General features: G+C 63.7%; 18 protein-coding genes. 9 read left to right on the top strand and 9 right to left on the bottom strand.

Annotated elements, in window-relative coordinates; genetic code table 11:
* Positions 1-18 precede the first annotated feature (18 nt).
* The gene (locus RC54_RS05090; protein ID WP_061788914.1) at positions 19-1485 is read right to left on the bottom strand and encodes an aldehyde dehydrogenase family protein; all 1467 of its coding nucleotides are present in this window, start codon (positions 1483-1485) and stop codon (positions 19-21) included.
* Between the two features lie 72 nt (positions 1486-1557).
* Entirely contained in the window at positions 1558-1962 is a 405-nt protein-coding gene (locus tag RC54_RS05085) for a RidA family protein (protein WP_058894472.1), read from the bottom strand.
* Positions 1963-2109: 147 nt separating this feature from the next.
* On the opposite strand from RC54_RS05085, the gene RC54_RS05080 reads away from it, so the two are divergent.
* Positions 2110-3045, top strand: a complete 936-nt coding sequence (locus tag RC54_RS05080; RefSeq protein WP_058894471.1) for a LysR substrate-binding domain-containing protein — start codon at positions 2110-2112, stop codon at positions 3043-3045.
* Positions 3046-3058: 13 nt separating this feature from the next.
* Here RC54_RS05080 and RC54_RS05075 read toward each other — a convergent pair whose 3' ends face one another.
* The 7 genes from RC54_RS05075 to RC54_RS05045 all read right to left on the bottom strand — a co-directional run bounded on the left by RC54_RS05075 (position 3059) and on the right by RC54_RS05045 (position 11700).
* On the bottom strand, positions 3059-4384 hold the full coding sequence (locus RC54_RS05075; protein WP_058894470.1) for an NAD(P)/FAD-dependent oxidoreductase: 1326 nt from the start codon (positions 4382-4384) through the stop codon (positions 3059-3061).
* Position 4385: 1 nt separating this feature from the next.
* Positions 4386-5120 (bottom strand): cupin domain-containing protein, encoded by a 735-nt coding sequence (locus tag RC54_RS05070; RefSeq protein WP_058894469.1) that lies wholly within the window; start codon positions 5118-5120, stop codon positions 4386-4388.
* 214 nt (positions 5121-5334) lie between these two features.
* Positions 5335-7272, bottom strand: a complete 1938-nt coding sequence (locus RC54_RS05065) for an ABC transporter ATP-binding protein (RefSeq protein WP_061788913.1) — start codon at positions 7270-7272, stop codon at positions 5335-5337.
* Between the two features lie 4 nt (positions 7273-7276).
* Complete coding sequence (locus RC54_RS05060) at positions 7277-8173, bottom strand: ABC transporter permease (RefSeq protein WP_061788912.1); 897 nt, start codon at positions 8171-8173, stop codon at positions 7277-7279.
* Positions 8170-9126: an ABC transporter permease gene (locus RC54_RS05055; protein WP_061788911.1), complete on the bottom strand. Its 957-nt coding sequence runs from the start codon at positions 9124-9126 to the stop codon at positions 8170-8172. Before RC54_RS05055 ends, RC54_RS05060 begins: the two co-directional genes overlap by 4 nt.
* A 97-nt stretch (positions 9127-9223) precedes the next feature.
* Positions 9224-10846 (bottom strand): ABC transporter substrate-binding protein, encoded by a 1623-nt coding sequence (locus RC54_RS05050; protein ID WP_058894465.1) that lies wholly within the window; start codon positions 10844-10846, stop codon positions 9224-9226.
* A gap of 185 nt (positions 10847-11031) precedes the next feature.
* Entirely contained in the window at positions 11032-11700 is a 669-nt protein-coding gene (locus RC54_RS05045; protein WP_058894464.1) for a haloacid dehalogenase type II, read from the bottom strand.
* A gap of 542 nt (positions 11701-12242) precedes the next feature.
* Here RC54_RS05045 and RC54_RS05040 point away from each other — a divergent pair.
* The 8 genes from RC54_RS05040 to fliD all read left to right on the top strand — a co-directional run bounded on the left by RC54_RS05040 (position 12243) and on the right by fliD (position 22577).
* Entirely contained in the window at positions 12243-13130 is an 888-nt protein-coding gene (locus RC54_RS05040; protein ID WP_058894463.1) for a GNAT family N-acetyltransferase, read from the top strand.
* Positions 13131-13147: 17 nt separating this feature from the next.
* Entirely contained in the window at positions 13148-14074 is a 927-nt protein-coding gene (locus RC54_RS05035; RefSeq protein ID WP_061788940.1) for a 2-hydroxyacid dehydrogenase, read from the top strand.
* A gap of 191 nt (positions 14075-14265) precedes the next feature.
* Positions 14266-15558 (top strand): NAD(P)/FAD-dependent oxidoreductase, encoded by a 1293-nt coding sequence (locus RC54_RS05030; RefSeq protein WP_061788910.1) that lies wholly within the window; start codon positions 14266-14268, stop codon positions 15556-15558.
* 42 nt (positions 15559-15600) lie between these two features.
* Positions 15601-17082 (top strand): NAD-dependent succinate-semialdehyde dehydrogenase, encoded by a 1482-nt coding sequence (locus tag RC54_RS05025; protein ID WP_058894460.1) that lies wholly within the window; start codon positions 15601-15603, stop codon positions 17080-17082.
* Positions 17083-17118: 36 nt separating this feature from the next.
* Positions 17119-18039 (top strand): GNAT family N-acetyltransferase, encoded by a 921-nt coding sequence (locus tag RC54_RS05020; protein WP_058894459.1) that lies wholly within the window; start codon positions 17119-17121, stop codon positions 18037-18039.
* Positions 18040-18221: 182 nt separating this feature from the next.
* Entirely contained in the window at positions 18222-19598 is a 1377-nt protein-coding gene (locus tag RC54_RS05010; protein ID WP_058894457.1) for an aspartate aminotransferase family protein, read from the top strand.
* 144 nt (positions 19599-19742) lie between these two features.
* Positions 19743-20237, top strand: a complete 495-nt coding sequence (locus RC54_RS05005; protein WP_017453840.1) for an Lrp/AsnC family transcriptional regulator — start codon at positions 19743-19745, stop codon at positions 20235-20237.
* 309 nt (positions 20238-20546) lie between these two features.
* Positions 20547-22577 (top strand): flagellar filament capping protein FliD, encoded by a 2031-nt coding sequence (fliD, locus tag RC54_RS05000; RefSeq protein ID WP_061788909.1) that lies wholly within the window; start codon positions 20547-20549, stop codon positions 22575-22577.
* Positions 22578-22593: the final 16 nt, after the last annotated feature.

Raw genomic sequence — 22593 nt, 5'->3', positions numbered from 1 at the left:
TGCTGGCCCTCGGGCGGTTCAGGCGTAATAGCCCAGTATCGATTTGACTTCCATGTATTCTTCCATGCCCTCCACGCCATACTCGCGGCCGTTGCCGGACTGCTTGTAGCCGCCGAAGGGAGCCTGCGGATCCCAGGCCGGATAGTTCAGGTGAACCTGGCCGGATTGGATGCGGGCCGCCACGGCGCGTACCTGGTCCTTGTCCGTACCTTGTACGTGCGCACCCAGACCATAGACGGTGTCGTTGGCGATGGTGATGGCTTCTTCCACGCTGTCATAGGGCAGGATGGCCAGCACCGGACCGAAGATCTCTTCCTGGGCGATCGCCATGTCGGTGTGTACGTCCGAGAAAATCGTGGGGCGCGCATAGTAACCTTGTTCCAACCCTTGCGGTCGTCCGGGGCCACCGGCCAGTAGCCGCGCGCCATCCTTCATACCGACCTCGATCATCTGCTGCACCCGCAGGAATTGCGCGCGGTTGGCCAGCGGGCCATGGGTGGTGGCTGCATCACTCGGATCGCCGACCTTCATCTGCGCCAGCGTTTGCAATGCCAGTTCATGCACCTGCGACAGCATCGCTCGCGGCACGATCAAGCGGGTGGGCGCACTGCAAGACTGGCCCATGTTGCGGAACGCCGCCGCCACACCGGGAGGAATGGCACGCGCCAGGTCCGCGTCAGGCAACACCAGGTTGGGCGACTTGCCACCCAGCTCCTGGGCCACGCGCTTGACGGTGGTAGCCGCCGCCTGCGCCACCAGCACGCCGGCGCGGGTGGAGCCAGTGATGGACACCATGTCCACCTGAGGATGCGAGGACATGGCTGCACCGACTTCGGCGCCATTGCCATTGACCAGGTTGAACACGCCCGCCGGGATGCCGGCGTCATGCACGATCTCGGCAAACAGCAGCGCCGACAGCGGCGAGAGTTCGCTAGGCTTCAAGACCACCGTGCAACCAGCGGCCAGGGCCGGGCCGACCTTGGCGGTGATCTGGTAGATCGGCCAGTTCCAGGGGGTGATCAAGGCACATACGCCGATGGGCTCGCGCACGATGGCGGTGGTGCCGCGCGGGCGGATGAAGGGGTAGTCGGCCAGGTTGTCGCGCGCCACGCGCAGGTGTTCGGCCGCCAGCGGCACGTGCGCAGTCCGGGCGTAGCTGATGGGCGCGCCCATCTCCAGAGTCAGGGCCTGGGCGAACAGTTCACTGCGCTCCAGCAGCAGTGCATGAACCCGGCCCAGGAAGGCGGCACGCGTCCACGGCGACGTCGCAGCCCAGTCGGGCAGCGCCCGACGTGCCGCCTGTACTGCGCGATCCACATCGCCCGCATTGCCCAGGGCGATCTCGCAGACCGCGGCTTCGGTAGCCGGGGAGATCACGGCGGCGCGATCGTTGCCCTGCGGCGGCACCCATTGACCATTGATGTAGAAATGGTCCAGCCGACCGGTCGCGGTCAGGTGGGCCAGGGGAGAAAGAGAAGTAGTCATGTCACAAGATCCTTGAGTCGTAGTCCGTGATGTGGCGTGCAGTGGGCCGATGGTGCTGCGCGCCAGCCCTGTTCAAAGCAGTGCGGTGGCTTCCACCTCGATCTGCAGACCAAAGTGCAGTGCCGGCACCGGCACCACCGCGCGCGCCGGCTTGGCTGCACCCGCCCAGCGTGCATAGAGCTCGTTGAACAGCGGCCAGTGCGCAACATCGGTGACATAGATGCGCACCTGCAAAAGCTTGCCGATCTCGCTACCGGCCCCCACCAGGGCGGCCTCGACGTTGGCCAGCACCTGCAGCGCCTGAGCCTCGAAGGAGGCCTCGGTGAGCTTGCGACCGCTGGCATCAATAGGGAGTTGGCCGGAGATGAAGACCATGCCATTGCCGGTGGTCACATGGCTATAGTGGCCGCCTGGCGTGGCCAGGCCGAGCGGGTTGATGGTGACGGGATAGTGCGAAGGGTGGGCGTCGTGGTTCATGAGGTCTGCGGGGCAAAGGTCAAGGGGCAAGAGGCTGTCTGAGCGGTCTGATGGGCCAGGAGGCCATCAATTTCCTGAGATGGACTGTAGCCAAAGCGCCATCATCCATGTTTAATATTCGTTCAATCCACCATTAAGAGGTTTTTAATGCTGCAACTCGACGACATGCAATTGCTGCGCGCGCTGGGCTCGGCCTCTTCGCTGGCCGCAGCGGCCCGTCTGCTGGACCTGACGCCGCCAGCGGTGACGGTGCGACTGCAACGCATCGAGGACCGCATCGGCGTGCGCGTGGCCAACCGCGCCACCCGTGGCATCGCGCTTACCGACGAAGGCCAGCGCCTGGTGCAGGAAGCCATGGACATCCTGGAGCGCATCGAGTCAATCACAGCACGCGTCTCGCACGAATCCGATCGCGGCGGCCAGGCCAGCGTCAGCGGTACGCTACGGGTGGTGGCGCCCTTCGGTTTCGGGCGCCGCTACGTGGCGCCGCTGGTGCGCGATCTGCATCGCACCCATCCCAACCTGGTCATCTCGCTGCTGCTGGCCGAGAGTCCCTTGGCAGTTGCCACCGGGGCCGATGCCGTCATTTCCATCGGCCAGGTCAAGGGCTCGTCCTGGATCGGCCACTTCCTGGCACCCAATGAGCGCTTCCTGTGCGCCAGTCCGGCACTGGCACGGCGCATGAGCCGCCTCAAGCACCCCTCGGAACTGACCGAGTATCCCTACCTGTGCCTGCGCGAGAACGATGACGATGTCAGCCGCCTGCGCTTTTCGCCGGTCGACAGCACTGGTCGGCGCCAGGGCAAGGCCTTGACCGTACGCCTGTCCGGCGCGCTCTCCTCCAACGATGGCACCATCACGCGCGACTGGGCCCTCGACGGGCTGGGCTTCGTGGCGCGCTCCGAATGGGATTGCGCACACCTGGTGGCCGAGGGCAGCTTGAAGCGCGTGCTGCCCGGCTGGCACCTGGAGCCGGCACCGATCATGGCGCTGCTGCCCAGCCGCCAGGGTCTCACCACCCGTCAGCGGGTGTTTCTGGAGGCCGCCAAACGGGCCTTCCAGCCGGTACCCTGGCGTCGCTGAGGCTGCACTCGGCTCAGAAGTCCGCCACCTTGCCCCAGGACGAATCGGAGAAACGATTCGGGTGATAGGGGCGCGGATCGACGATCGGTTCCACACCACTGGCCAAGTCGGCGATCAGGTGCCCGGCGCCTGGCCCGATGCCAAAGCCGTGACCGGAGAAACCGGCCGCCAGGATGAAGCCGGGAGTCTGCGGCAATTCACCGATGCCCGGCACGCCATCGGGGGTGCTGTCCACGTAACCGGCCCAGGTATGGGTGACTTCGGCCTTGGCCAGTTCGGGCAAGAGCTCAATGGCGCGACGCAGGGTGGCGCGAATGCTGGCCGGATCGGCAGAAGCGTCCAGGATGCGCATCTTTTCCATCGGCGTGGGCGCATCCATGCGCCAGCGCGAGAGCGTCTCATGACCACTGCGCAAGGCTTCCAGGCCACCCGGCGAAAGGCTGCGCCAGCGCTTGGCGAACATCGGCAGGAACTGCGGCGAGAAGCGCAGGAACTGCAGGGTCGGATCGACCTTGGCGCGACCACTGATGGCCAGTGCATAGGAGCCATCGCTGCGCCGCGTGACGGACACGCCCGAGGTGTACAACGCACCCGGCAAGTTTTGCTCCTGCGGCACCACGCTCATGATCGATTGCCGTATCGAGGCCTGCGGGAAGCGGATGCCCAACTGGTTGCAGAAGGACGAAGCCCAGGCGCCGCCGGCCAGGATGGCGACCTTGGTCTTGATGACACCAGCTTCGGTGATCACGCCCGAGACCCGGCCACCTTCGGTTTCGATGCCACGGGCGGCGCATTGCTGGATCACGTGACCACCCAGCTTCATGATGGCGCGCGCCACGGCGGGGGCGGCCTTGACCGGATCGGCGGTGCCATCGGTGGGCGAGAATACCCCACCCTTCCATTGGCGGCCGGTGACACGGCCACGTTCGGCGGCTTGCTTGCTGTCGAGCATGTAGGTGGTCACGCCTGCGCTCTTGGCGAACTTGCCCCAGTTGGCCCAGCGGTTGATTTCTTCATCGTCGTTGGACAGGTAGAGCAGGCCGCAACGGTTGAAACCGGTATCCTCGCCGGTCTCGGCCGAGAATTGTTCCCATAGATCGATACTCTTGGTGGCCATCGGCAGTTCGCGTGCATCGCGGTTCTGCTGGCGGCACCAGCCCCAGTTGCGGCTGGATTGTTCGGCGCCGATGCGGCCCTTTTCGACCACCACCACCGACACCCCGCGCTTGGCGAGGTAGTAGGCAGTGAAGATGCCGACGATGCCACCACCGATGACGACCACCTCGGCCGAGGCGGGAGGCGTGGTCGGGGTCTGAACGTGTACGAGTGGGGGCGACATGTTATTTTCCTTCCACGGCCGGCACGGTCTGCACTACGTAGAACTTGGCCACGCGTTGGCTGCTTTCCCAGCCGACGGCAGCCCCCTGCGGCACGAATACGGCATCGCCCTGGTCCACCGCCACTACGCTGCCATCAGACTCGGCAAAGCGCACCCCGCCATCGAGGATGTGCATGAATTCATTGACCGGATGAGCACGCACGATGCGGTGGTAAGGGGTGGAGTCCCAGGTGCCGATCTTGCAGTGGATGGAGCTTTCGTCCACCACGTTGTCGCTGCGGCAGGTCGGTACCTCGCCCAGCAGAATTTCCTTGGGCAGGGAATTGGCCGAGGGCTTGAAGTTGGCGTCGGCCACCAGCGGGAAGATGCCCGGCTGCACCGGCTGCGGGCAGTCGGCCGCGCAGAAGACGGCCAGGGTCGGGACTGCGGCCGAGATACGCACGGCCGCACCGGTAGCGATGACCACGCCGCTGTCGGGCTTGACGACCAGGGGCGCGGCCCCTTGGGTCTCGATGGTCAGCTCGCCTTGCACCACCACCAGGGTTTCCTGGTGCGGGAAGCGGGCGATATCGAGGCTGCCTTGCAGGCGCAGGCGTCCGGCACTCATGCCGCCAGGGCCTTGCCAGGCGATCTCGCGCGATGCGCCCAGGGGATCGGCCGCGCTCAGTGCGGCGGCATGGAACGGGGTAGACAAGGGGGCGCCAGAGGCACGGTACAACACCAACGCTGCAGTCATTTCTTCTCCTGGTAGGTCAGGCCCACGCGGGCCTGTTCACATTTCTGGCTAAACTGCCGGCTGGCGTACCAGGCCGGCAAGGACTCTGTCTTTATACGATACACACCTAAAGCTGCGGTTAATGCCCTGCAAATCCTGCATTAAACACGGTTTAATGTGATGGCCGCGATGGGCGCAGGCGGCAAGCACCTTACCGCACCATAGCAAGGGGAATTCAGACGGTAATGCCCTCCACCGGCACCAGCGGCGTCTGCGACTGCTGGAGGTCGGCGTCCGAACGGTGGCACAGGATCTCGCCGCCATGTTCCATGTTGCGACGGCGCGGCGGCACCACGTTGCACACGCCATCCACGCGCAACGAACAGCGCGGCAGGAAGGCGCAAATCTCCGGCGACGGGTCGACCGCGCCGATGGGTGGCAGCTTGTGCTGGCCAGCACCAGCCACCTGCTCCAGCCAGCCTTGCTGCATGGCCGGGACCGACGACAGCAGCAGGTGCGAATACGGGTGATAAGGCGGCGCCATCATGGCTTCACGCGGGCGGTTGGCGACCATGCGGCCGGCATAGAGCACCACGATGTCGTCGCAGATGGCGCGCACGGTGCTGATGTCGTGGCTGATGAACATGTAGGACACCTGCAACTCGCGCCGCAGTTCGGCCAGCAGTTCCAGGATGGCAGCCGCCACCACGGTATCCAGGGCCGAGGTCACTTCGTCGCACAGGATCAGATCGGGCTTGGCCGCCAGCGCCCGCGCCAGGTTCACGCGCTGCTTCTGGCCGCCCGAGAGTTCGGCCGGCAGGCGGTCAAGCACGCTGGAAGGCAGCTTGACCAGGTCCAGCAGTTCAGCCGTGCGACGGCGCATGGCCTCGCCTTTCAAGCCGTGATAGAAGGACAGCGGACGGTTCAGGATACGGCCGATGCTATGCGCCGGGTTGAGGGCGGTATCGGCGTTCTGGAACACGATCTGCACGCGGCGGAATTGCTCGCGGGTACGCCCTTCCAGGGTCGGCGAAAGTTGCTGGCCATCGAGCTGGATGCTGCCACGTGCCGGGGCGATCATGCCGGCCACCGCGCGTGCCAGGGTGGTCTTGCCGGAGCCGGACTCACCGATGATACCCACGGTGCTGCCGCGCTGGATGGTGAGATTGATGTCGTCCAGGATGCGCACGCCGGGCAAACCCAGGCGATCCGGCGCACCATAACCGGCTACCAAGCCGCTGATGCGCAGCAGCGGTGCCTTGGCTTCGGCCGGCACCGTGTCCGGCAGGATCTCGCGCAGTTGCACCACGCGCGCAGCCGGCGAGGCGGCGGCGATCAGGCTTTGGGTATAGCTGTCGGCGGGTGCGTGCAGCACCTGCTCGGTGGCGCCGATCTCGCGCACGGCGCCATCGCGCAACACGATAATGCGGTCGGCCATCTGCGCCACTACCGCCAGGTCGTGCGAGACGTAGACGGCAGTGGTGCCCAGTTTCTTGACCACGTTCTTGAAGGCGCGCAGCACTTCGATCTGGGTGGTCACGTCCAGCGCCGTGGTGGGTTCGTCCAGGATCACCAGTTCCGGGTCGGTAATCAGAGCCATGGCCGCCATTACGCGCTGCAACTGGCCACCGGAGACCTGGTGCGGATAACGCGCCCCGATATGATCGGGATCGGGCAGAGCCAGCGCGCGGAACAATTCGACGGCCTTGCGCATGGCACTGGCCTTGTCCATCACGCCATGCTGCAAGGCGCTCTCGATGACCTGGTCCATCAAGGTGCGTGCCGGGTTGAAGGCCGCAGCGGCACTCTGGGCGATGTAGGCCACGTGATGGCCGCGCATGGCCAGCAAGGCCTTTTCATCCATCTGGTCGATCTGACGTTGACCGATACGCACCTGGCCACCGGCGATGTGGCAACCGGAGCGCGCATAGCCCAACAGCGAGAGCGCAATGGTGGTCTTGCCGGAACCGGATTCACCGATGAGGGCCAGCACTTCGCCACGCGCCACGGTGAAGTTGACGTTCTTGACGATCTCGACTTGGCCACCGTCATCCTTGCGTGCATTGACCCGCAGGCCCTGGACCTCTACCAGCGGGCGCAGCGTCGCGCCGCCCGCTGCGGCGCCAGTGCCGGCGCCGCTTTCCTTGCCGAGGAAGATATCGAATTGCTTCACAGGCTTACTCCTTGGCAGCGCGCTTGCCGCGCAGGTTATCGATCAACAGGTTCACACCGATGGTCAGCGAGGCAATCGCCAGGGCCGGCATGATTACCGCCAGGGCACCTTCGCCCAGGCCGGAAATGTTTTCGCGCACCAGCGAGCCCCAATCGGCGTCCGGCGGTTGCACACCCAGCGAGAGGAAGCTCAGGCCCGACAGCAGCAGCACCACGTAGACGAAGCGCAGACCGAAGTCGGCCAGCACCGGGCGAATCATGTTGGGCAGCATTTCCACGGTCATGATGTACCACACGCCTTCGCCGCGAGCGCGGGCGGCCTGCACGTATTCCATGGCCTGTACGTTGACCGCCAGCGAGCGCGCGATGCGGAAGGCACCGGGCATGTAGGTGATGGCGGCGGTGAGCACCAGCAGCCCCATGGAAGAGCCGAAGGTGGCCACCATCATCAGCGCGAACATCTTGCTGGGAATGGAGATCAGGGCATCGAGCGCACGGCTGATGAGGGCATCGCGCCAGCCGCCCGAGAAGGCGGCAAAGAGCGCAATGGCGGTGCCGGACAGGCTGGCCAGCACCGTCGAGACCAGCGCCAGGCCGATGGTGGCGCGGGTGCCGAAGAGGATGCGGCTCAACATGTCGCGCCCGAGATAGTCGGTCCCCAGCAGGAACTTGTGGCTCATGCCGGTGAATACGTCGGTATCGACGATGGCGGTGGCGTCATAGGGCGAGATGCTGGGGCCGAGGATGGCCATCAGGATCCAGAAGCCGACGATGCCCATGCCGATCCAGGCCATGTTCGAATGGCGGCGCACGCGCTTGGGCGCAGTGGTGGGCGCGGGTGCGATGGCATCAGGTGTGGAGCCTGCGGCCTCGGTTGCGGTGGAGTCGTGGAGGGCTTTCATCGGGTCTTCAACCTTGGATTGGAAACAATGGCCAGCACATCAGCGGTGAGCACCAGCAGCAGGTAACCGCTGCAGAAGATCATCGAACAGGCTTGCACCACCGGCATGTCACGGGTGGTCACGGCATCGATCATGAGGGTAGCGATGCCGGGATAATTGAAGATGCTCTCGACGATGATGACGCCGCCCAGCAGATAGGACAGGCTCAAGGCCACTGCATTGGCAATCGGGCCGATGGCGTTGGGCAGGGCATGGCGCAGCACGATACGGGTGCGCTTGACGCCTTTCAACAAGGCCATCTCGGCGTAGGACGAACGCAACTGATCGATCACGGCCGCGCGCGTCATGCGCGTCATCTGGGCTACGATCACGCAGCACAGGGTCATCACCGGCATGGCATAGGCCTTGATGAAGGCGCCCAGGGTCGCAGCGTCGCCTGCGTGCGACAGCGCCGAGAGCCAGCGCAGCTTGACGGCGAAGATCATCACGGCGACCGTGGCCACCAGAAATTCCGGCACCGACACCATCGAGACCGCACTGACGTTGACGGCGCGATCAAAGAAAGAGCCGCGATACATGGCCGAGAAGATGCCCAGGAACAGCGCCAGCGGTACCGAGACCAGGGCCGTGACGGCGGCCAGCGTCAGCGAAGCCGGTAGGCGGCCGCTGATCATCTGCGCCACCGGCACATTGTTGACCAGCGACATGCCGGGGTTGCCCGAGAGCAGATTGCCCAGCCAGTGGGCATAGCGCACTGGCGCCGGCAAGTCCAGGCCGTACTGCAGGCGCAGCGCCGCCACCGTCTCGGGCGTGGCGGCCTGGCCCAGGGCGGTCTGGGCGGCGTCGCCCGGCAACAGGTTGGTGATGAAAAACACGCCGGCCGACACCAGCAATAGCGTCAGCACCGCCTGCAAGAGGCGGCGCCCAATCAGACGCAGGACCATTCCATTCATAGCTTTCCTCGGTAACACGTGGCGGGACCGCTGGGTGTTCCTGAGCGGTCCCGCACAACTTGCACTGACAACGGTCAGAGGTGAGACTTTCCCGTTCTCACGCGTCCAGCCAGACGTACTCGGCACAGGTGTAGTTCATGAACGCACCCAGCGGCACCGGGTCAATGCCCTTGACCTTGGTGCTGATGCCTTCCAGGTTGATGATGAATACCGGGATGCCCAGACCGCACTTCTCGTGGATCATGGTCTGCAAGTCGGCATACATGGCTTTGCGCTTGTTGAAGTCGGTCTCGCCGCGGGCAGCCACCACCAACTGGTCGAACTGCGGATTCTTCCAGCCAGACTCGTTCCACTGGGCGTCGGACTTGAAGAACTGGGTCAGCAGGATGTCGGCGCTGGGACGCGGGTTGATGTTGCCAAAGCCTACCGGTACCTTCATCCATTGGTTGGACCAGTAGCCATCGGGCGGCACGCGCTTGACATCAAGCTTGAGGCCGATCTTGGCGGCGCTCTGCTGCATCAGCACAGCCATGTCCACCGAACCGGTGGCGGCCACCGAGGCCACGATGGGAATGGTGCTGCCCAGCACGCCAGCCTTTTGCAGGTGGAACTTGGCCTTGTCCGGGTCATAGGGACGTTGCGGCAGGCCGGCGAAGTAGAAGCGGTTGGTGGGGTCGATCGGCTGGTCGTTGGCGATCACGGCAAAACCGCGGAAGGCAGCCATCTTGATCTGTTCGCGATCCAGCAGATACTTCATGCCCAGCGTGAAGTCCATGTTGTTGCCCGGTGCCACGTCCTGGCGCATCACCAGGTCGGTGTACTGGCCCGACTTGGTTTCCATGACGGTATAGCCCGGCGTGCTCTTGACGCGGCCGGTGGAACGGGAATTGACGTCGTTGATCCAGTGAACGTCGCCGGAGAGCAAGGCATTGACGCGCGCAGCTTCGTCGGGAATGCCGAACAGTTCGACTTCATCCAGGTAGGGCAGGCCCGGCTTCCAGTAATTCTCGTTGCGCACGGCAATGGTACGCACGCCCGGGGTGAATTCCTTGAGCTTGAAGGCGCCGGTACCGTTGGCGGTGCTGAAGTTGGTGGTGCCATCGCGCACGATGAGGAACTGCGCGGTGGACAGGATCACCGGCAGGTCGGCGTTGGCGCTGGTGAGCTTGATCTGGACTTCGTTGGGCCCGGTGGCCTTGACCGATTCGAACTGGTCAGCCACCACCTTGACCTTGGAGGCGGTCGCCGGATCCTTGTGGCGCATGATGGAATAGACCACGTCAGCCGGGGTCAAGGGCTTGCCATCGTGGAACACCACGCCCTTCTTCAGTTTGACGATCCAGGTGATGGCGTCGGTGGTGATCATTTCCTCGGCCAGCACCATCTGCGGGGCCAGCTTGCCATCGAGCTTGGTCAGGCCGTTGTAGAACATGTTTACCCGGGCGTAGTCGGTAGCGTGCCCGGTCTTGGCCGGGTCCAGGGTATCGGAGGTGGAACTGGTCTGGGTGGCCATGCGCAGCTTGCCACCACGCTTGCCGGTCTGCGCCATGGCATTGCCACTGGCGGTGAGCAGTCCGGTACCGCCCACTGTCATCAGGCTACCGGCCAACAGGGTGCGCATCATGTCGCGGCGGGTGAAGCCGCCGTGCGCGTGTTCCAGCGTATCGCCGGTGATGATGCAGCCCTCTTTGGGGGGTAGTCCGTTTTCCTGCTTGCTCATGAAAAGCCTCACGATAAAAGTTCAACCACGAAGACCACTGGCCGGCCCTGCCCTCTGCTGCCGCAGATCCCTCCGTCGGGGCGAGCCGCCTGATGGGCCCGGTCAACGTCACGCAACTTTGATACCAGCGCACGTGATGACCGGGGAAACACTGATACGGCGCGGGAGCTGCGCCCCCGTCAGTCTTACAGACCGAGCACGCCTGGCAGGCCGGAGATATCCTTGATCTCGGTGTAGCCGTAGTACGGGGTCGAGGGTTCATGGCCGCGTGCCACGAAGACCTTGTTCTTGATGCCCATGTCGGAAGCCGGCATGAGGTCGTAGCGCAGGCTGGAAGAGACGTGCAGCACATCTTCCGGGTTGCAGTTCAGGTTATCGAGCATGTATTCGAAGGCGCGCAGGCGCGGCTTGTAGGCTTGTGCCTGCTGGGCGGTGAAGACCTTGTGGAAAGGCGCACCCAGTTTCTCGACGTTGTGCATGATCTGGCTGTCGTCGGCATTGGAGAAGATCACCAGCGGGAATTCCTTGGCCACCTTGGACAGACCCTCGGGCACATCGGCGTGCGGGCCCCAGGTCGGCACGGCCTTGTAGAAGGCGCCGGTTTCTTCGTCATTGGTCTTGATGCCCCAACGTTCACAGGTGCGGGTGATGGCGTTCTTGCAGACCTGTTCGTAGGGCTTCCACTGGTCCAATACTTCATCCAAGCGATAGGCCGCGAACTGGCGCAGGAAGAACGGCATATCTTCTGCCGAGATGCGGTCGGCGTAGATCTTCTGCGCGGTTTCCGACATCTGGAAACGGGTCAGGGTGCCGTAGCAGTCGAAGGTGATGAATTTGGGCTTGAAAGTGCTCATGAAAAATCGTCCTGTCTAAAAAATATTCCTGCGTAGGGTTGCGGCGGGTTCGGGTGAATCGGTTCAATGCATGGGAAGGATTACAACATAGCGAAACCTGCGATTTATTCCTTTTTGACCGGGTCACGAAACAGAAATATGTGTTTTCGACGACCCAATCAGCATAGCTTGCCGAGCAGTGCAGCAATACGAAGCGCTTGCGCCGCTTTGGGGCGTTTTCACCAAGCTGGTGCGGAATTTTCTGCGCTGCCGGCACATCCCCAGGATGCCAATTGCGCACTCCCCGCAGTGAGTGAGCATGGAGAGCCTGCGGGGGCTGCACCATGCTACTGCCGATGCCGCCCAATTTTGTGCCGAGAACAGGGGAGAGATCGCCATAAGATTGCGAATTGGCGGCATGGAAAACCACCGCGCGATGCTGCACAAGGCGCATCATCGCTGGGGTATATCCGATGGTGCGGCCATGCGGCCCTGCCCCTGGCAGACCACCGGCATTGCACTGTACCCAGCCCTTATCAAGTACTTATACGAGGACACGCTTTATGCAAGCTGCAAGCACCCATTCCGCCCCACAGAACGCCCAGGCCACGCTGCGCCCGATGCGCGAGACCGACCTGGCCAGTTGCCATGCCCTGAGTCAACACTTGAAATGGCCGCACCGTCTGGTTGACTGGCAATTCCATCATCGCGTCAGCCGTAGCTGGGCGGTCGAACTGGAAGAAGCCGATGGCACCCAGTCGGTAGCCGGCAGCGGCATGTTGTACCTGGCCGGCGCTGATTACGCTTCGCTGGGCCTGGTCATCATCGCCGATGCACTACAGGGCCGTGGCCTGGGTCGCGCCATGATGCAACAGTTGCTGCGTGATGCCGGCACCCGCAGCGTGCTCCTCAATGCCACCGAAGCCGGCCGCCCGCTCTATGAGAAACTGGGCTTCGTGGTCACCGATACCCTGAGCCAGCACCAGAGCAGCAGTGCCCAGGCCAGCGTGACGCTGGCGCCGGGTACGCAGATCCGGGCGCTGCGAGCAGACGAAGCCCCGGCCCTGCTGGCACTGGACCGCCAGGCCAGCGGCATGGACCGCAGCGCCCTGCTGCAGGCTCTGCTGCAATTTGCCCAGGTGGCGGTGCTGGAACAGGATGGTCAGGTCAAAGGTGCAGCGATGCTGCGCGAATTCGGTCGTGGTCGCGTGATCGGTCCGGTGATCGCCAGCAACGTGGAGGATGCCAAGACACTCATCGCCTACTGGGTCAATCAGTATCCCGGCAACTTGCTGCGTATCGACGTACCCGGCAGGAGCGGCCTCAAACCCTGGCTGCAGGAGATCGGCCTGGTCTGCGTGGACGACGTGGTGAGCATGTGCCGCGGCACGCCGCCGCAGGCGCACGCGCAGTGGCGCACCTATTCCATCATCAACCAGGCGCTGGGATGAAAGGCGCGCCAGACATCATGACTTTTCTCTACAAAGCGGACCCGGTACGCGGCGCCGAATGGGCGCAATTGTTTGCACAGAAGGCGCCCGAACTCCCTTTCCAGATCTGGCCGCATGAAGGCGATGGCGCCAGCGTGCGCTACCTGGCCGCCTGGACGCCGCCGGAGGATATCGCGCAGCGCTTCCCCAACCTGGAGATCCTGTTCTCGGTGGGTGCCGGCATCGACCAGTTCGACATGTCGATCCTGCCCCCGGCGTTGCCGGTGGTGCGCATGACCGAGCCGGGCATCGTCGCCGGCATGGTGCAGTACGTCACCCATGCCGTGCTGGGCCTGCATCGCGAGGCCCGCCTCTATGCGCGCCAGCAGCGCCAACAGGTGTGGCAAGCCCACCGCGTGCGGCCGGCCTCGGCTTGCCGGGTTGGCGTGCTGGGCCTGGGAATGCTGGGTCGCGCGGTGCTGCAGCAGTTGCAGGGGCTGGGCTTTCCCTGCGCCGGCTGGAGCCGTTCGGCGCACCAGTTGGAGGGCATCACCTGCTATAGCGGCAGCGCAGGTCTACGGGACTTCCTGGCGCGTACCGATGTGCTGGTGTGCCTGCTGCCCTTGACCGATGACACCCGTGGCCTGCTCTGCCGTGAATTGTTTGCGCAATTGCCGCGCGGCGCAGCGCTGGTCAACGTGGGCCGCGGTGGCCACCTGGTCGAGGATGATCTGCTGGCAGCACTACAGGAAGGACAATTGAGCGCGGCCGTGCTGGACGTATGCCAGACCGAACCCCTGCCGGCCGACCATCCGTTCTGGAGCCACCCGGACATCGTACTCACGCCCCACATCGCCAGCATGACCCAGCCCGATGGTGCGGTCGACGCCGTGCTGGAGAACCTGCGCCGTCATCAGGCCGGCCTGCCCTTGCTGGGTCTGGTGGACCGGCAGCGCGGGTACTGAAACAGATCATGCTGCTCCATGGCAAACAAAATGCCGATTGCCCAGCCAAGAACGGCATCTCATGCCACTCGCCAGGTGCAGTTTGCGCCACCTGTCTGGCGCGGGCGTTCTATCCTTGATGACATGGCGTGTTGCGTCCTGTGGCGTACCGCCCTGCCCTTTATCCATTTACCTGCCCGATTGCCCCGACCATGAAGCTGGAATCCTACTGGAACGATTCTGCCCCGCTCTACATCTCCCCCTCCCGCGACCTGCCGGCGCAAGTCGATGTCGCCATCGTCGGTGGCGGCTTCACAGGGCTCTCAGCCGCATTGGCGCTGGCCAAGCGTGGGGCCTCGGTGGTCGTGCTGGAAGCCGGCCCGCACGTGGCGGCCGAAGCCTCGGGCCGCAACGGCGGTCACGTCAACAATGGCCTGGCGGTAGATTATGCAGAAGTGGCCGCCAAGGTCGGCGTGGAGCGCGCACGCGCCTGGTATCACGCCTATGACGATGCGGTCGATACCGTGGCGCGCCTGGTCAAGGAAGAACAGATCGCCTGCGACTTCCTGCGCCATGGCAAGCTCAAGATGGCGACCCGCCCCTACCAGATGGAAGCCCTGCAACGCAGCGCCGACCGCCTCATCGCCGATGGCGTGGACCGCGACGTGGAAATCCTGGATGCCGCACGCGTGCGCGCCGAGGTGCAAAGCGAACGCTTCCATGGCGGCCTGCTCTACAAGCGCAGCGCACAGATGCACATGGGCCAGTTCGCCTATGGCCTGGCGCTGGCCGCCGAGCGCCATGGTGCGGCCATCCACACCAGCACCGAAGTACGACGCCTGGAACGCATCGGCCAGACCCACGGCCATCGGGTACACACCGCGCGCGGCACGGTGCTGGCCAAGCAGGTCTTGCTGGCCACCGGCGCCAGCCGCCACGGCAGCTATGGCAGCTTCGGCTGGCTGCGCCGGCGCATCGTGCCCATCGGCAGCTTCATCGTGGTGACCGAACCGCTGGGCGCCGAACGCGCCGCCAGCCTGCTGGCCCGGCAGCGTACCTACACCACGGTGGCCAATATCCATCACTACTTCCGCATGACGCCCGATACCAGGCTGGTCTTCGGTGGCCGGGCGCGCTTTGCGATTTCCAGCCCGCAATCGGATGCGGCCAGCGGCGAAATCCTGCGTCAGGGTCTGCATGAGACCTTCCCGCAACTGGGTCAGGTGCGCCTGGATTACTGCTGGGGCGGCCTGGTCGACATGACGCGCGACCGCCTGCCACAGGCGGGCGAACGCGATGGCCTGTACTACTCCATGGGCTATAGCGGCCACGGCACCCAGATGTCGGTGCACATGGGCCAGTGCATGGCCCAGGTCATGGCCGGCGACGCCCAGGCCAATCCCTGGCGCGAACGTGAATGGCCGGCCATCCCCGGCCACTTCGGCCCGCCCTGGTTCCTGCCGATGATCGGCTTGTATTACCAGCTCAAGGATAAGCTGGCCTGAATGCTCCTTGTCTCCCGTATTAACTTTTACTGAATACCCGCCATGAATTCACTCGAACTGCAACGCCCGGACCTGATGCCCGGTACCCAATTGATCGGCGCCCAATGGCGCGCTGCGGCCGATGGTCGCGTGCTGGAGGTGAGCAACCCGGCCACCGGCCAAGTGTTTGCCACCGTGCCCGATGGCAATGCCGAGGATGCGCGCGCCGCAGTCGATGCGGCCGTTGCCGCCTTCCCGGCCTGGCGCGCTACGCCGGCCAAGCAGCGCGCCACCATCATCAAGCGCTGGAATGACCTGCTGCTGGCGCACCAGGAAGACCTGGGCCGTCTGATCTCGCGCGAACAGGGCAAGCCCCTGGCCGAGGCCAAGGGTGAGGTGGCCTATGCGGCCAGCTACGTGGAATGGTTCGGCGAAGAAGCCACGCGTGCCAATGGCGACATCATCCCGGCGCCGGTCACCGGTCGCCGCATGATGGCGCTGAAGGAACCGGTGGGTGTGGTGGCGGCCATCACGCCGTGGAATTTCCCGGCTGCCATGATCGCCCGCAAGATCGCCCCGGCCCTGGCCGCCGGCTGCACCGTGGTGTGCAAGCCGGCAGAGGATACGCCCCTGACCTCGCTGGCAATCATCCGCCTGGCGCTGGAAGCCGGGGTGCCGGCTGGTGTGATCAACATCGTCACCGCCTCGCGCGAACGTACGCCGGAAGTGGTGGACGTGTGGCTGGCCGATTCGCGCGTGCGCAAGATCAGCTTCACCGGCTCCACGGCAGTGGGCAAGCACCTGGCACGCCACTCCGCCGATACGCTCAAGAAGCTCTCGCTGGAACTGGGTGGCAATGCGCCCTTCATCGTCTTCGACGATGCCGACCTGGATGCGGCCATCGATGGCGTGATGGCGGCCAAGTTCCGCAATGGCGGCCAGACCTGCGTGAGCCCCAACCGCATCTACGTGCAAGAGAAGGTCTATGACGCCTTCGTGGCCAAGCTGGGCGCCCGCGTAGCCGCGCTCAAGGTCGGCCCTGCCACCGATCCGGCCTCGCAGATCGGCCCCATGATCAATGCCCGCGCCATTGCCAAGATCGACCAGCACGTGCGCGACGCCATCGAACGCGGCGCGCGCGTCATTACCGGCGGCAAGCGTCTGCAAGGTCCGGGGTTCGACAGCGACAACTACTACGCTCCCACCGTGCTGGCCAATGTCACCGGTCAGATGCAATGCAGCTGCGAAGAAACCTTCGGCCCGGTGGCGCCGGTGACGCGCTTTGCCACCGAAGAAGAAGTCGTGACCGCAGCCAATGCCACGCCCTTCGGCCTGGCGGCGTATTTCTATTCGACCGATGTGCGTCGCATCCATCGCGTCACCGATGCGCTGGAAAGCGGTATCGTCGGCGTCAATGAAGGTGCGCTGGCCGCCGAAGCGGCGCCCTTCGGCGGCGTCAAGGAATCCGGCTATGGTCGCGAAGGCTCGGTGCATGGCCTGGACGACTACCTGCATACCAAGTACGTCTGCCAGGGTCAGCTCTGAGTTGCATCCCCCTCATTGAACCGAACAGGAGCCCACATGCCTGCGCTGTCCCCCCCTGACACCCATCCCGGGCAGACCGCCCAGCAGGTCCGCCCGCCCTTGCCGGACCTGCTGTTGCGGCCCATGGCAGCCGATGACCTGGGGGCCTGTCACCGGCTTTCGCTGCGTTTCAAGTGGCCGCACCGTCTGGAAGACTGGGACTTCCTGCTGCAGATGGGGCAAGGCTATCTGCTGGAAGACACCGCCTCGGACGCCCCACTGCGCATCGTCGGTAGCGTCGTCTGTACCCCCTATGGCGAGCACCATGCAGTCATCGGGATGCTGTTGGTACAGGCCGAGCTGCAACGGCGCGGCCTGGGTCGACGCCTGATGCAACATGCGGCCAGCCAGGTCAGTGCGCACAGCCTGGTGGTCAATGCCACGGCCGCCGGGATGCCCTTGTACAAGCAACTGGGCTTCGTGCAGCAGGATGTGCTGCACCAGTTCCAGGGCGCTTCGGCGCAACCGGTGCTGGTGTCGCTGCCTCCGGGCGAACGGGTACGGCCGATGGGTAAGAATGACGTCGCCAGGCTGTTGGAGCTGGATGCCCAGGCCAGTGGCATGGACCGCAGCAAGCTTTTGCTGGCGCTGCTGGAAATCTCCGAAGGGGTGGCGCTGGATCGCGATGGCGAGATGCTGGGCTTTGCCCTGGTGCGCCGCTTCGGCCATGGCCGCGTGATCGGCCCGGTGGTGGCGCCCGACGCCGAACGCGCCAAGGGGCTGATCGCGCACTGGATCAATACCTATTCGGATTCCTTCATCCGCATCGACGTATTCGAATCGACCGGCCTGGCGACCTGGCTGGACAAGCTCGGCGTGACCTGCGTGGACCACGTCACGCGCATGTGCAAGGGCACCCCGCCGGTACACAACCCGGACATGCAGTTGTTCTCCATCGTCAATCAGGCACTGGGCTGAAGACTTGCGGGCGGCTGCCGCAGAAAATGCTATGGCCGCCCGCAAAACCCATGAAGATGCTTTTTCGGCCCTGCATCTTGCGCAGCGCCTGCGATGAGGCCGGCATAGCATAGAACACATGCCGGTTGTGCCACCTGCACTGCACTGCCTTGTTCAACGCCATCCTCAGCGAGTCCTCTTCTATGCAAACTTCTTCCCTGGCCGCCCTTGACCGCAGCCACCTGATCCACCCTGTTGCCAGCTTCCGCGAGCATGAAGAACTGGGGCCCATCATCCTCAAGTCCGGCCACGGCGCCTACCTGACCGACCAGCAGGACAAGCAGTTGCTGGATGCCTTCTCGGGCCTGTGGTGCGTCAATACCGGCTATGGACAAGAGAGCGTGATCCGCGCCGCCACCGAGCAGATGCAACGCCTGCCCTATGCCACCGGCTATTTCCACTTCGCCTCGGAGCCGGCCATCCTGCTGGCCAAGAAACTGGTGGACATCAGCCCGGCGTCGCTGCAGCACGTCTACTTCACGCTGGGCGGATCGGATGCGGTGGACGCGGCTATCCGCTACATCACGCACTACCACAACTCCATCGGCAAGCCCACCAAGAAGAACTTCATCTCGCTGCAGCGCGGCTATCACGGTTCTTCCTCGGTAGGTGCCGGCCTGACGGCGCTGCCCAATTTCCATTTTCATTTCGACCTGCCGCTGCCGACCCAGCATTACCTGCCCTCGCCCTATCCCTACCGCAGCGAACTGCAGGACGATGCAGCGATCATCGCGGCCTCGGTGCAGGCACTGCGCGAGAAGGTCGCCGAACTGGGCGCCGACAATGTGGCCGCGTTCTTCTGCGAACCGATCCAGGGATCAGGCGGTGTGGTGGTGCCGCCCAAGGGCTGGCTCAAGGCCATGCAACTGGCCTGCAATGAACTGGACATCCTGTTCGTGGTGGATGAAGTCATCACCGGCTTCGGTCGTACCGGTCCCATGTTCGCCTGCCTGGACGAAGACGTGCAGCCCGACCTGATGACCATGGCCAAGGGGCTGACGGCCGGCTATGCGCCCATGGGCGCGGTGATGATGTCTGATCGCGTCTATCAGGGCATCGCCGATGGCGCGCCGATGAGCACGGTGGTGGGCCATGGCCAGACCTACTCGGCCCATCCGGTCAGTGCCGCGGTGGCGCTGGAAGTGCTGCGCCTGTACGAAGAAGGCGGCCTGCTGGAAAACGGTCGGCGCCTGGAGCCGGTGTTTGCCGGCGGCCTGCGCGCGCTGCTGGATCATCCGCTGGTGGGCGACGCCCGCAGCCGTGGCCTGTTGGGTGCGCTGGAACTGGTGGCCGACAAGACCACCAAGGCGCGCTTTGCACCGGAGCTCAAGCTGCATGAGCGCATCTTCCAGGTGGCCTATCGCCACGGCCTGATCTTCCGTGCCTTCGGCGACAACATCCTGGGCTTTGCGCCGGCGCTGTGCTACACCGAGCAAGACTTTGCACTGATGTTTGCGCGCCTGCGCGCCATCCTCGACGAAGTGCTGGCCCAGCCCGACGTGCGCCAGGCCGTCAAATAAGACGCCTGAATGCGAGTAAAGCCCCTGACCGGATGCAGCAATACGGGCTTAAGGGGTTAAAATGCCCTGCAACAACCGGCCTGCCTGCGCTGTGGACGCCATCCCAGCAAGTCAGGCCGGTGCTGTCGAATAACCCGAGGCAAGATGATGACTAATGGCGCGTTGAAACTGGACCGGATCGATCTGAGGATTTTGTGTCACCTGCAGCAGAATAGCCGCATTACCAATGTGATCCTGGCCGATGCCGTGGGCCTGTCGCCCAGTCCCTGCCTGATCCGCGTCAAGCGCCTGGAAAAAGCCGGCTACATCAGCGGCTATGGCGCCTACATCCGGCTGGAAAAACTGGCCGATGTGCAGATCGTGTTTACCGAAGTGACGCTGTCGGACCATCGGCGCGAAGACTTTGCCAAGTTCGAGTCCTATATCCGCAATGTCGATGAAATCATCGAATGCCACCTGGTCAGCGGTGGCTATGATTACCTGCTCAAGTTCATGACCCGTAGCGTGGTGCATTACCAGAGCGTGATCGAGTCGCTGCTGGAACAGAACCTGCGCATCGAGAAGTATTTCAGCTACATCGTCATCAAGTCGCCCTTCGTCAAGCATCACTATCCTTTGGAAAAGTTCATACAGAGCTAAACCGGCTGGCAGGCACCGGCCTGCCAGCGGTATTTCCGGGCATGACGTGAAGTTTTGTACACTTTTCGCTTTATTTCTTGCCTGCCGGGTGCTCCGCGCGCCCTCCCTCCATCGCGCCACCGGCCTTTACTGACGGGCTCGCGCGCCGAATCTCCATCGAATCTCCATCAAAACTGCAGACAAAAGTCATTTCTTGTCAGCAAAATTACCCTTTACTTTTGTAAAGAGCTGCCGTTAACCTTCGGGAATCTGACGCTTCGTCAGATTCTTAAAATACAAGAAAAGCTCATCATTGTTCAGGGGTCATTCATGGCAACTTCCACCGGTACCATCTCGACATCGGCCGGTCCGCTTGATGTATCGACGCTGGTCAACCAGCTTATCGCCGTCGAAAGCAAGTCCAAGCTCACACCACTGCAGACCAAGCAGAGCGGCTTCAACACGCTCATCTCGGCCTATGGTTCGTTGAAAAACGCCCTGTCGAGCTACCAGACCGCCTTGAAGGCGATGACCGCGGCCAGCTTCAGCGCGCAGAAGAGCACGTTGACCAACGCCGGCACCGGCAGCAACCTGACCACCGATCCCTTCACGGCCGACGCCAACAGCGACGACTCGACCAAGGCGCTGGCGCAAAAGCTGCAGTCGCGCGGTTATTCCAGCGGCACCACCTTCAGTTCGGGCGACACGATTGCCATCAAGATCGGCACCAACCAGCCCACCTTCATCACCCTCAAGGCCGATGCCACGATGGCCGGGCTGCGCGATACGATCAATGCCTCCAAGGCAGGCGTGACGGCTTCCATTACCACCGATGCCAATGGCGACCACCTGGTGCTGGAGTCCAATAGCACCGGCACGGCCAATACCATCAAGGTCAGCGCCAACAACAGCATGTCCGACATGAGCTACGACCCCAGCGTGGCCGGCTCGACCACTCAGATCCAGGCGCCGCGCGACGCCACCAAGGCCGCCGCCGGCCAGTACAGCATCGGTGTGAGCCAGTTGGCGCAGGCGGTCAAGGTCAGCTCGGCCGGCATCGCCCCCGGCAGCACCTTCGACAATGGCGTGCTGGCTATCAAGACCGGCAACGGCTCGACCGTGCTGATCCAGCCCAAGACCAATTCCCTGGCCGGCGTGCGCGATGCGATCAATGCCAGTGAAGCCGGCGTAAATGCCTCCATCGTCAGCGATGGCACCAACGATCACCTGGTATTGACTGCCAAAGACACTGGCGCAGCCAACAACCTGCGGGTCAGCGGCACGGGCAATTTCTCGGTGTTCAACTTCGACCCCAGCGGCACGGTGACCAGCACCGGCGTCGACACCAGCAAGACCTACAGCAACGGCAATCTGGCGCTGCAGGTGGGTAACAAGTCCTTCACCATCACCCCTACCGACCTCGATGGCAGCGGCGCCATCGGCCTCAATGACGTGATGAAGGCCATCAACAACGCCAACACGGGCGTGACCGCCAGCATCAGCAACGATGGCAGCAAGGACCACCTGGTGCTCACCCCCACCGGCACCGACGCCATCCAGCTGACCGGTAACAACGACTATGCCGATCTGGTGGGCAGCAGCATGGGGCAACTGGCCAAGGCGCAGGATGCCAAGCTGACCATCGATGGCGTGGCCGTGACCAGCACCAGCAACAAGGTCAGCAATGCCATCTCGGGCGTGACCCTGAACCTGAGCAAGGTCACTACCGCAGCCGACAATTTCACGCTGGCCATCACCAATGACACCAGCGGCGTGTCCACTGCGGCCAACAACTTCGTGAGCGCCTACAACACCCTGGCCAAGGCGGTGGCCGGCCTGACCAAGCAGACCCCGTCCACCACCAAGGGCCAGGCCAGCACCGGTTCGCCGCTGGCGGCCGAATCCTCGGTGTTGAGCATGATGAACCAGATCCGCAGCACCATGCTGGGCGCACTGGGCGATGATGGCGGCACCAACCTGTCGCAGGTCGGCATTTCCTTCCAGAAAGACGGTACGCTGGCGCTGGACGCAAGCAAGCTGACCACGGCGGCGGGCAAGGACTTTGAAGGGGTCAGCAAGCTCTTCACCGGTAGCGGCGGCGTAGTGCCCAAGCTGCAGAAGCTGATGGACTCGATCCTGGGCGACAACGGCACGCTGGCCACCAAGACCAAGGGGCTGCAGGACAGCCTCAAGGTCGTGACCGACCAGCAGACCGCAGCCAATACCCGCCTGCAGAACCTGAAGGATGCCTATACCAACCAGTTCAACCGTCTCAATGTCACCCTGGCCACCATGCAGTCGCGCCAGAGCTATCTGACGGAACAGTTGGCCAAGTTGGCCAAGTCGTCCAATTCGTCCTGATCGTCACTGCGTCGAG

This window comes from Herbaspirillum rubrisubalbicans (genome assembly GCF_003719195.1).
GTDB lineage: Bacteria > Pseudomonadota > Gammaproteobacteria > Burkholderiales > Burkholderiaceae_D > Herbaspirillum > Herbaspirillum rubrisubalbicans.
This window is presented reverse-complemented; position numbering and strand designations above follow the sequence as displayed.

Excerpts from the sequence above, each read along its gene's own strand:
- RC54_RS05090 (WP_061788914.1), bottom strand. The coding sequence starts at position 1,485 with ATGACTACTTCTCTTTCTCCCCTGGCCCACCTGACCGCGACCGGTCGG.
- RC54_RS05085 (WP_058894472.1), bottom strand. The coding sequence starts at position 1,962 with ATGAACCACGACGCCCACCCTTCGCACTATCCCGTCACCATCAACCCG.
- RC54_RS05080 (WP_058894471.1), top strand. The coding sequence starts at position 2,110 with ATGCTGCAACTCGACGACATGCAATTGCTGCGCGCGCTGGGCTCGGCC.
- RC54_RS05075 (WP_058894470.1), bottom strand. The coding sequence starts at position 4,384 with ATGTCGCCCCCACTCGTACACGTTCAGACCCCGACCACGCCTCCCGCC.
- RC54_RS05070 (WP_058894469.1), bottom strand. The coding sequence starts at position 5,120 with ATGACTGCAGCGTTGGTGTTGTACCGTGCCTCTGGCGCCCCCTTGTCT.
- RC54_RS05060 (WP_061788912.1), bottom strand. The coding sequence starts at position 8,173 with ATGAAAGCCCTCCACGACTCCACCGCAACCGAGGCCGCAGGCTCCACA.
- RC54_RS05055 (WP_061788911.1), bottom strand. The coding sequence starts at position 9,126 with ATGAATGGAATGGTCCTGCGTCTGATTGGGCGCCGCCTCTTGCAGGCG.
- RC54_RS05050 (WP_058894465.1), bottom strand. The coding sequence starts at position 10,846 with ATGAGCAAGCAGGAAAACGGACTACCCCCCAAAGAGGGCTGCATCATC.
- RC54_RS05045 (WP_058894464.1), bottom strand. The coding sequence starts at position 11,700 with ATGAGCACTTTCAAGCCCAAATTCATCACCTTCGACTGCTACGGCACC.
- RC54_RS05040 (WP_058894463.1), top strand. The coding sequence starts at position 12,243 with ATGCAAGCTGCAAGCACCCATTCCGCCCCACAGAACGCCCAGGCCACG.
- RC54_RS05035 (WP_061788940.1), top strand. The coding sequence starts at position 13,148 with ATGACTTTTCTCTACAAAGCGGACCCGGTACGCGGCGCCGAATGGGCG.
- RC54_RS05030 (WP_061788910.1), top strand. The coding sequence starts at position 14,266 with ATGAAGCTGGAATCCTACTGGAACGATTCTGCCCCGCTCTACATCTCC.
- RC54_RS05025 (WP_058894460.1), top strand. The coding sequence starts at position 15,601 with ATGAATTCACTCGAACTGCAACGCCCGGACCTGATGCCCGGTACCCAA.
- RC54_RS05020 (WP_058894459.1), top strand. The coding sequence starts at position 17,119 with ATGCCTGCGCTGTCCCCCCCTGACACCCATCCCGGGCAGACCGCCCAG.
- RC54_RS05010 (WP_058894457.1), top strand. The coding sequence starts at position 18,222 with ATGCAAACTTCTTCCCTGGCCGCCCTTGACCGCAGCCACCTGATCCAC.
- RC54_RS05005 (WP_017453840.1), top strand. The coding sequence starts at position 19,743 with ATGATGACTAATGGCGCGTTGAAACTGGACCGGATCGATCTGAGGATT.
- fliD (WP_061788909.1), top strand. The coding sequence starts at position 20,547 with ATGGCAACTTCCACCGGTACCATCTCGACATCGGCCGGTCCGCTTGAT.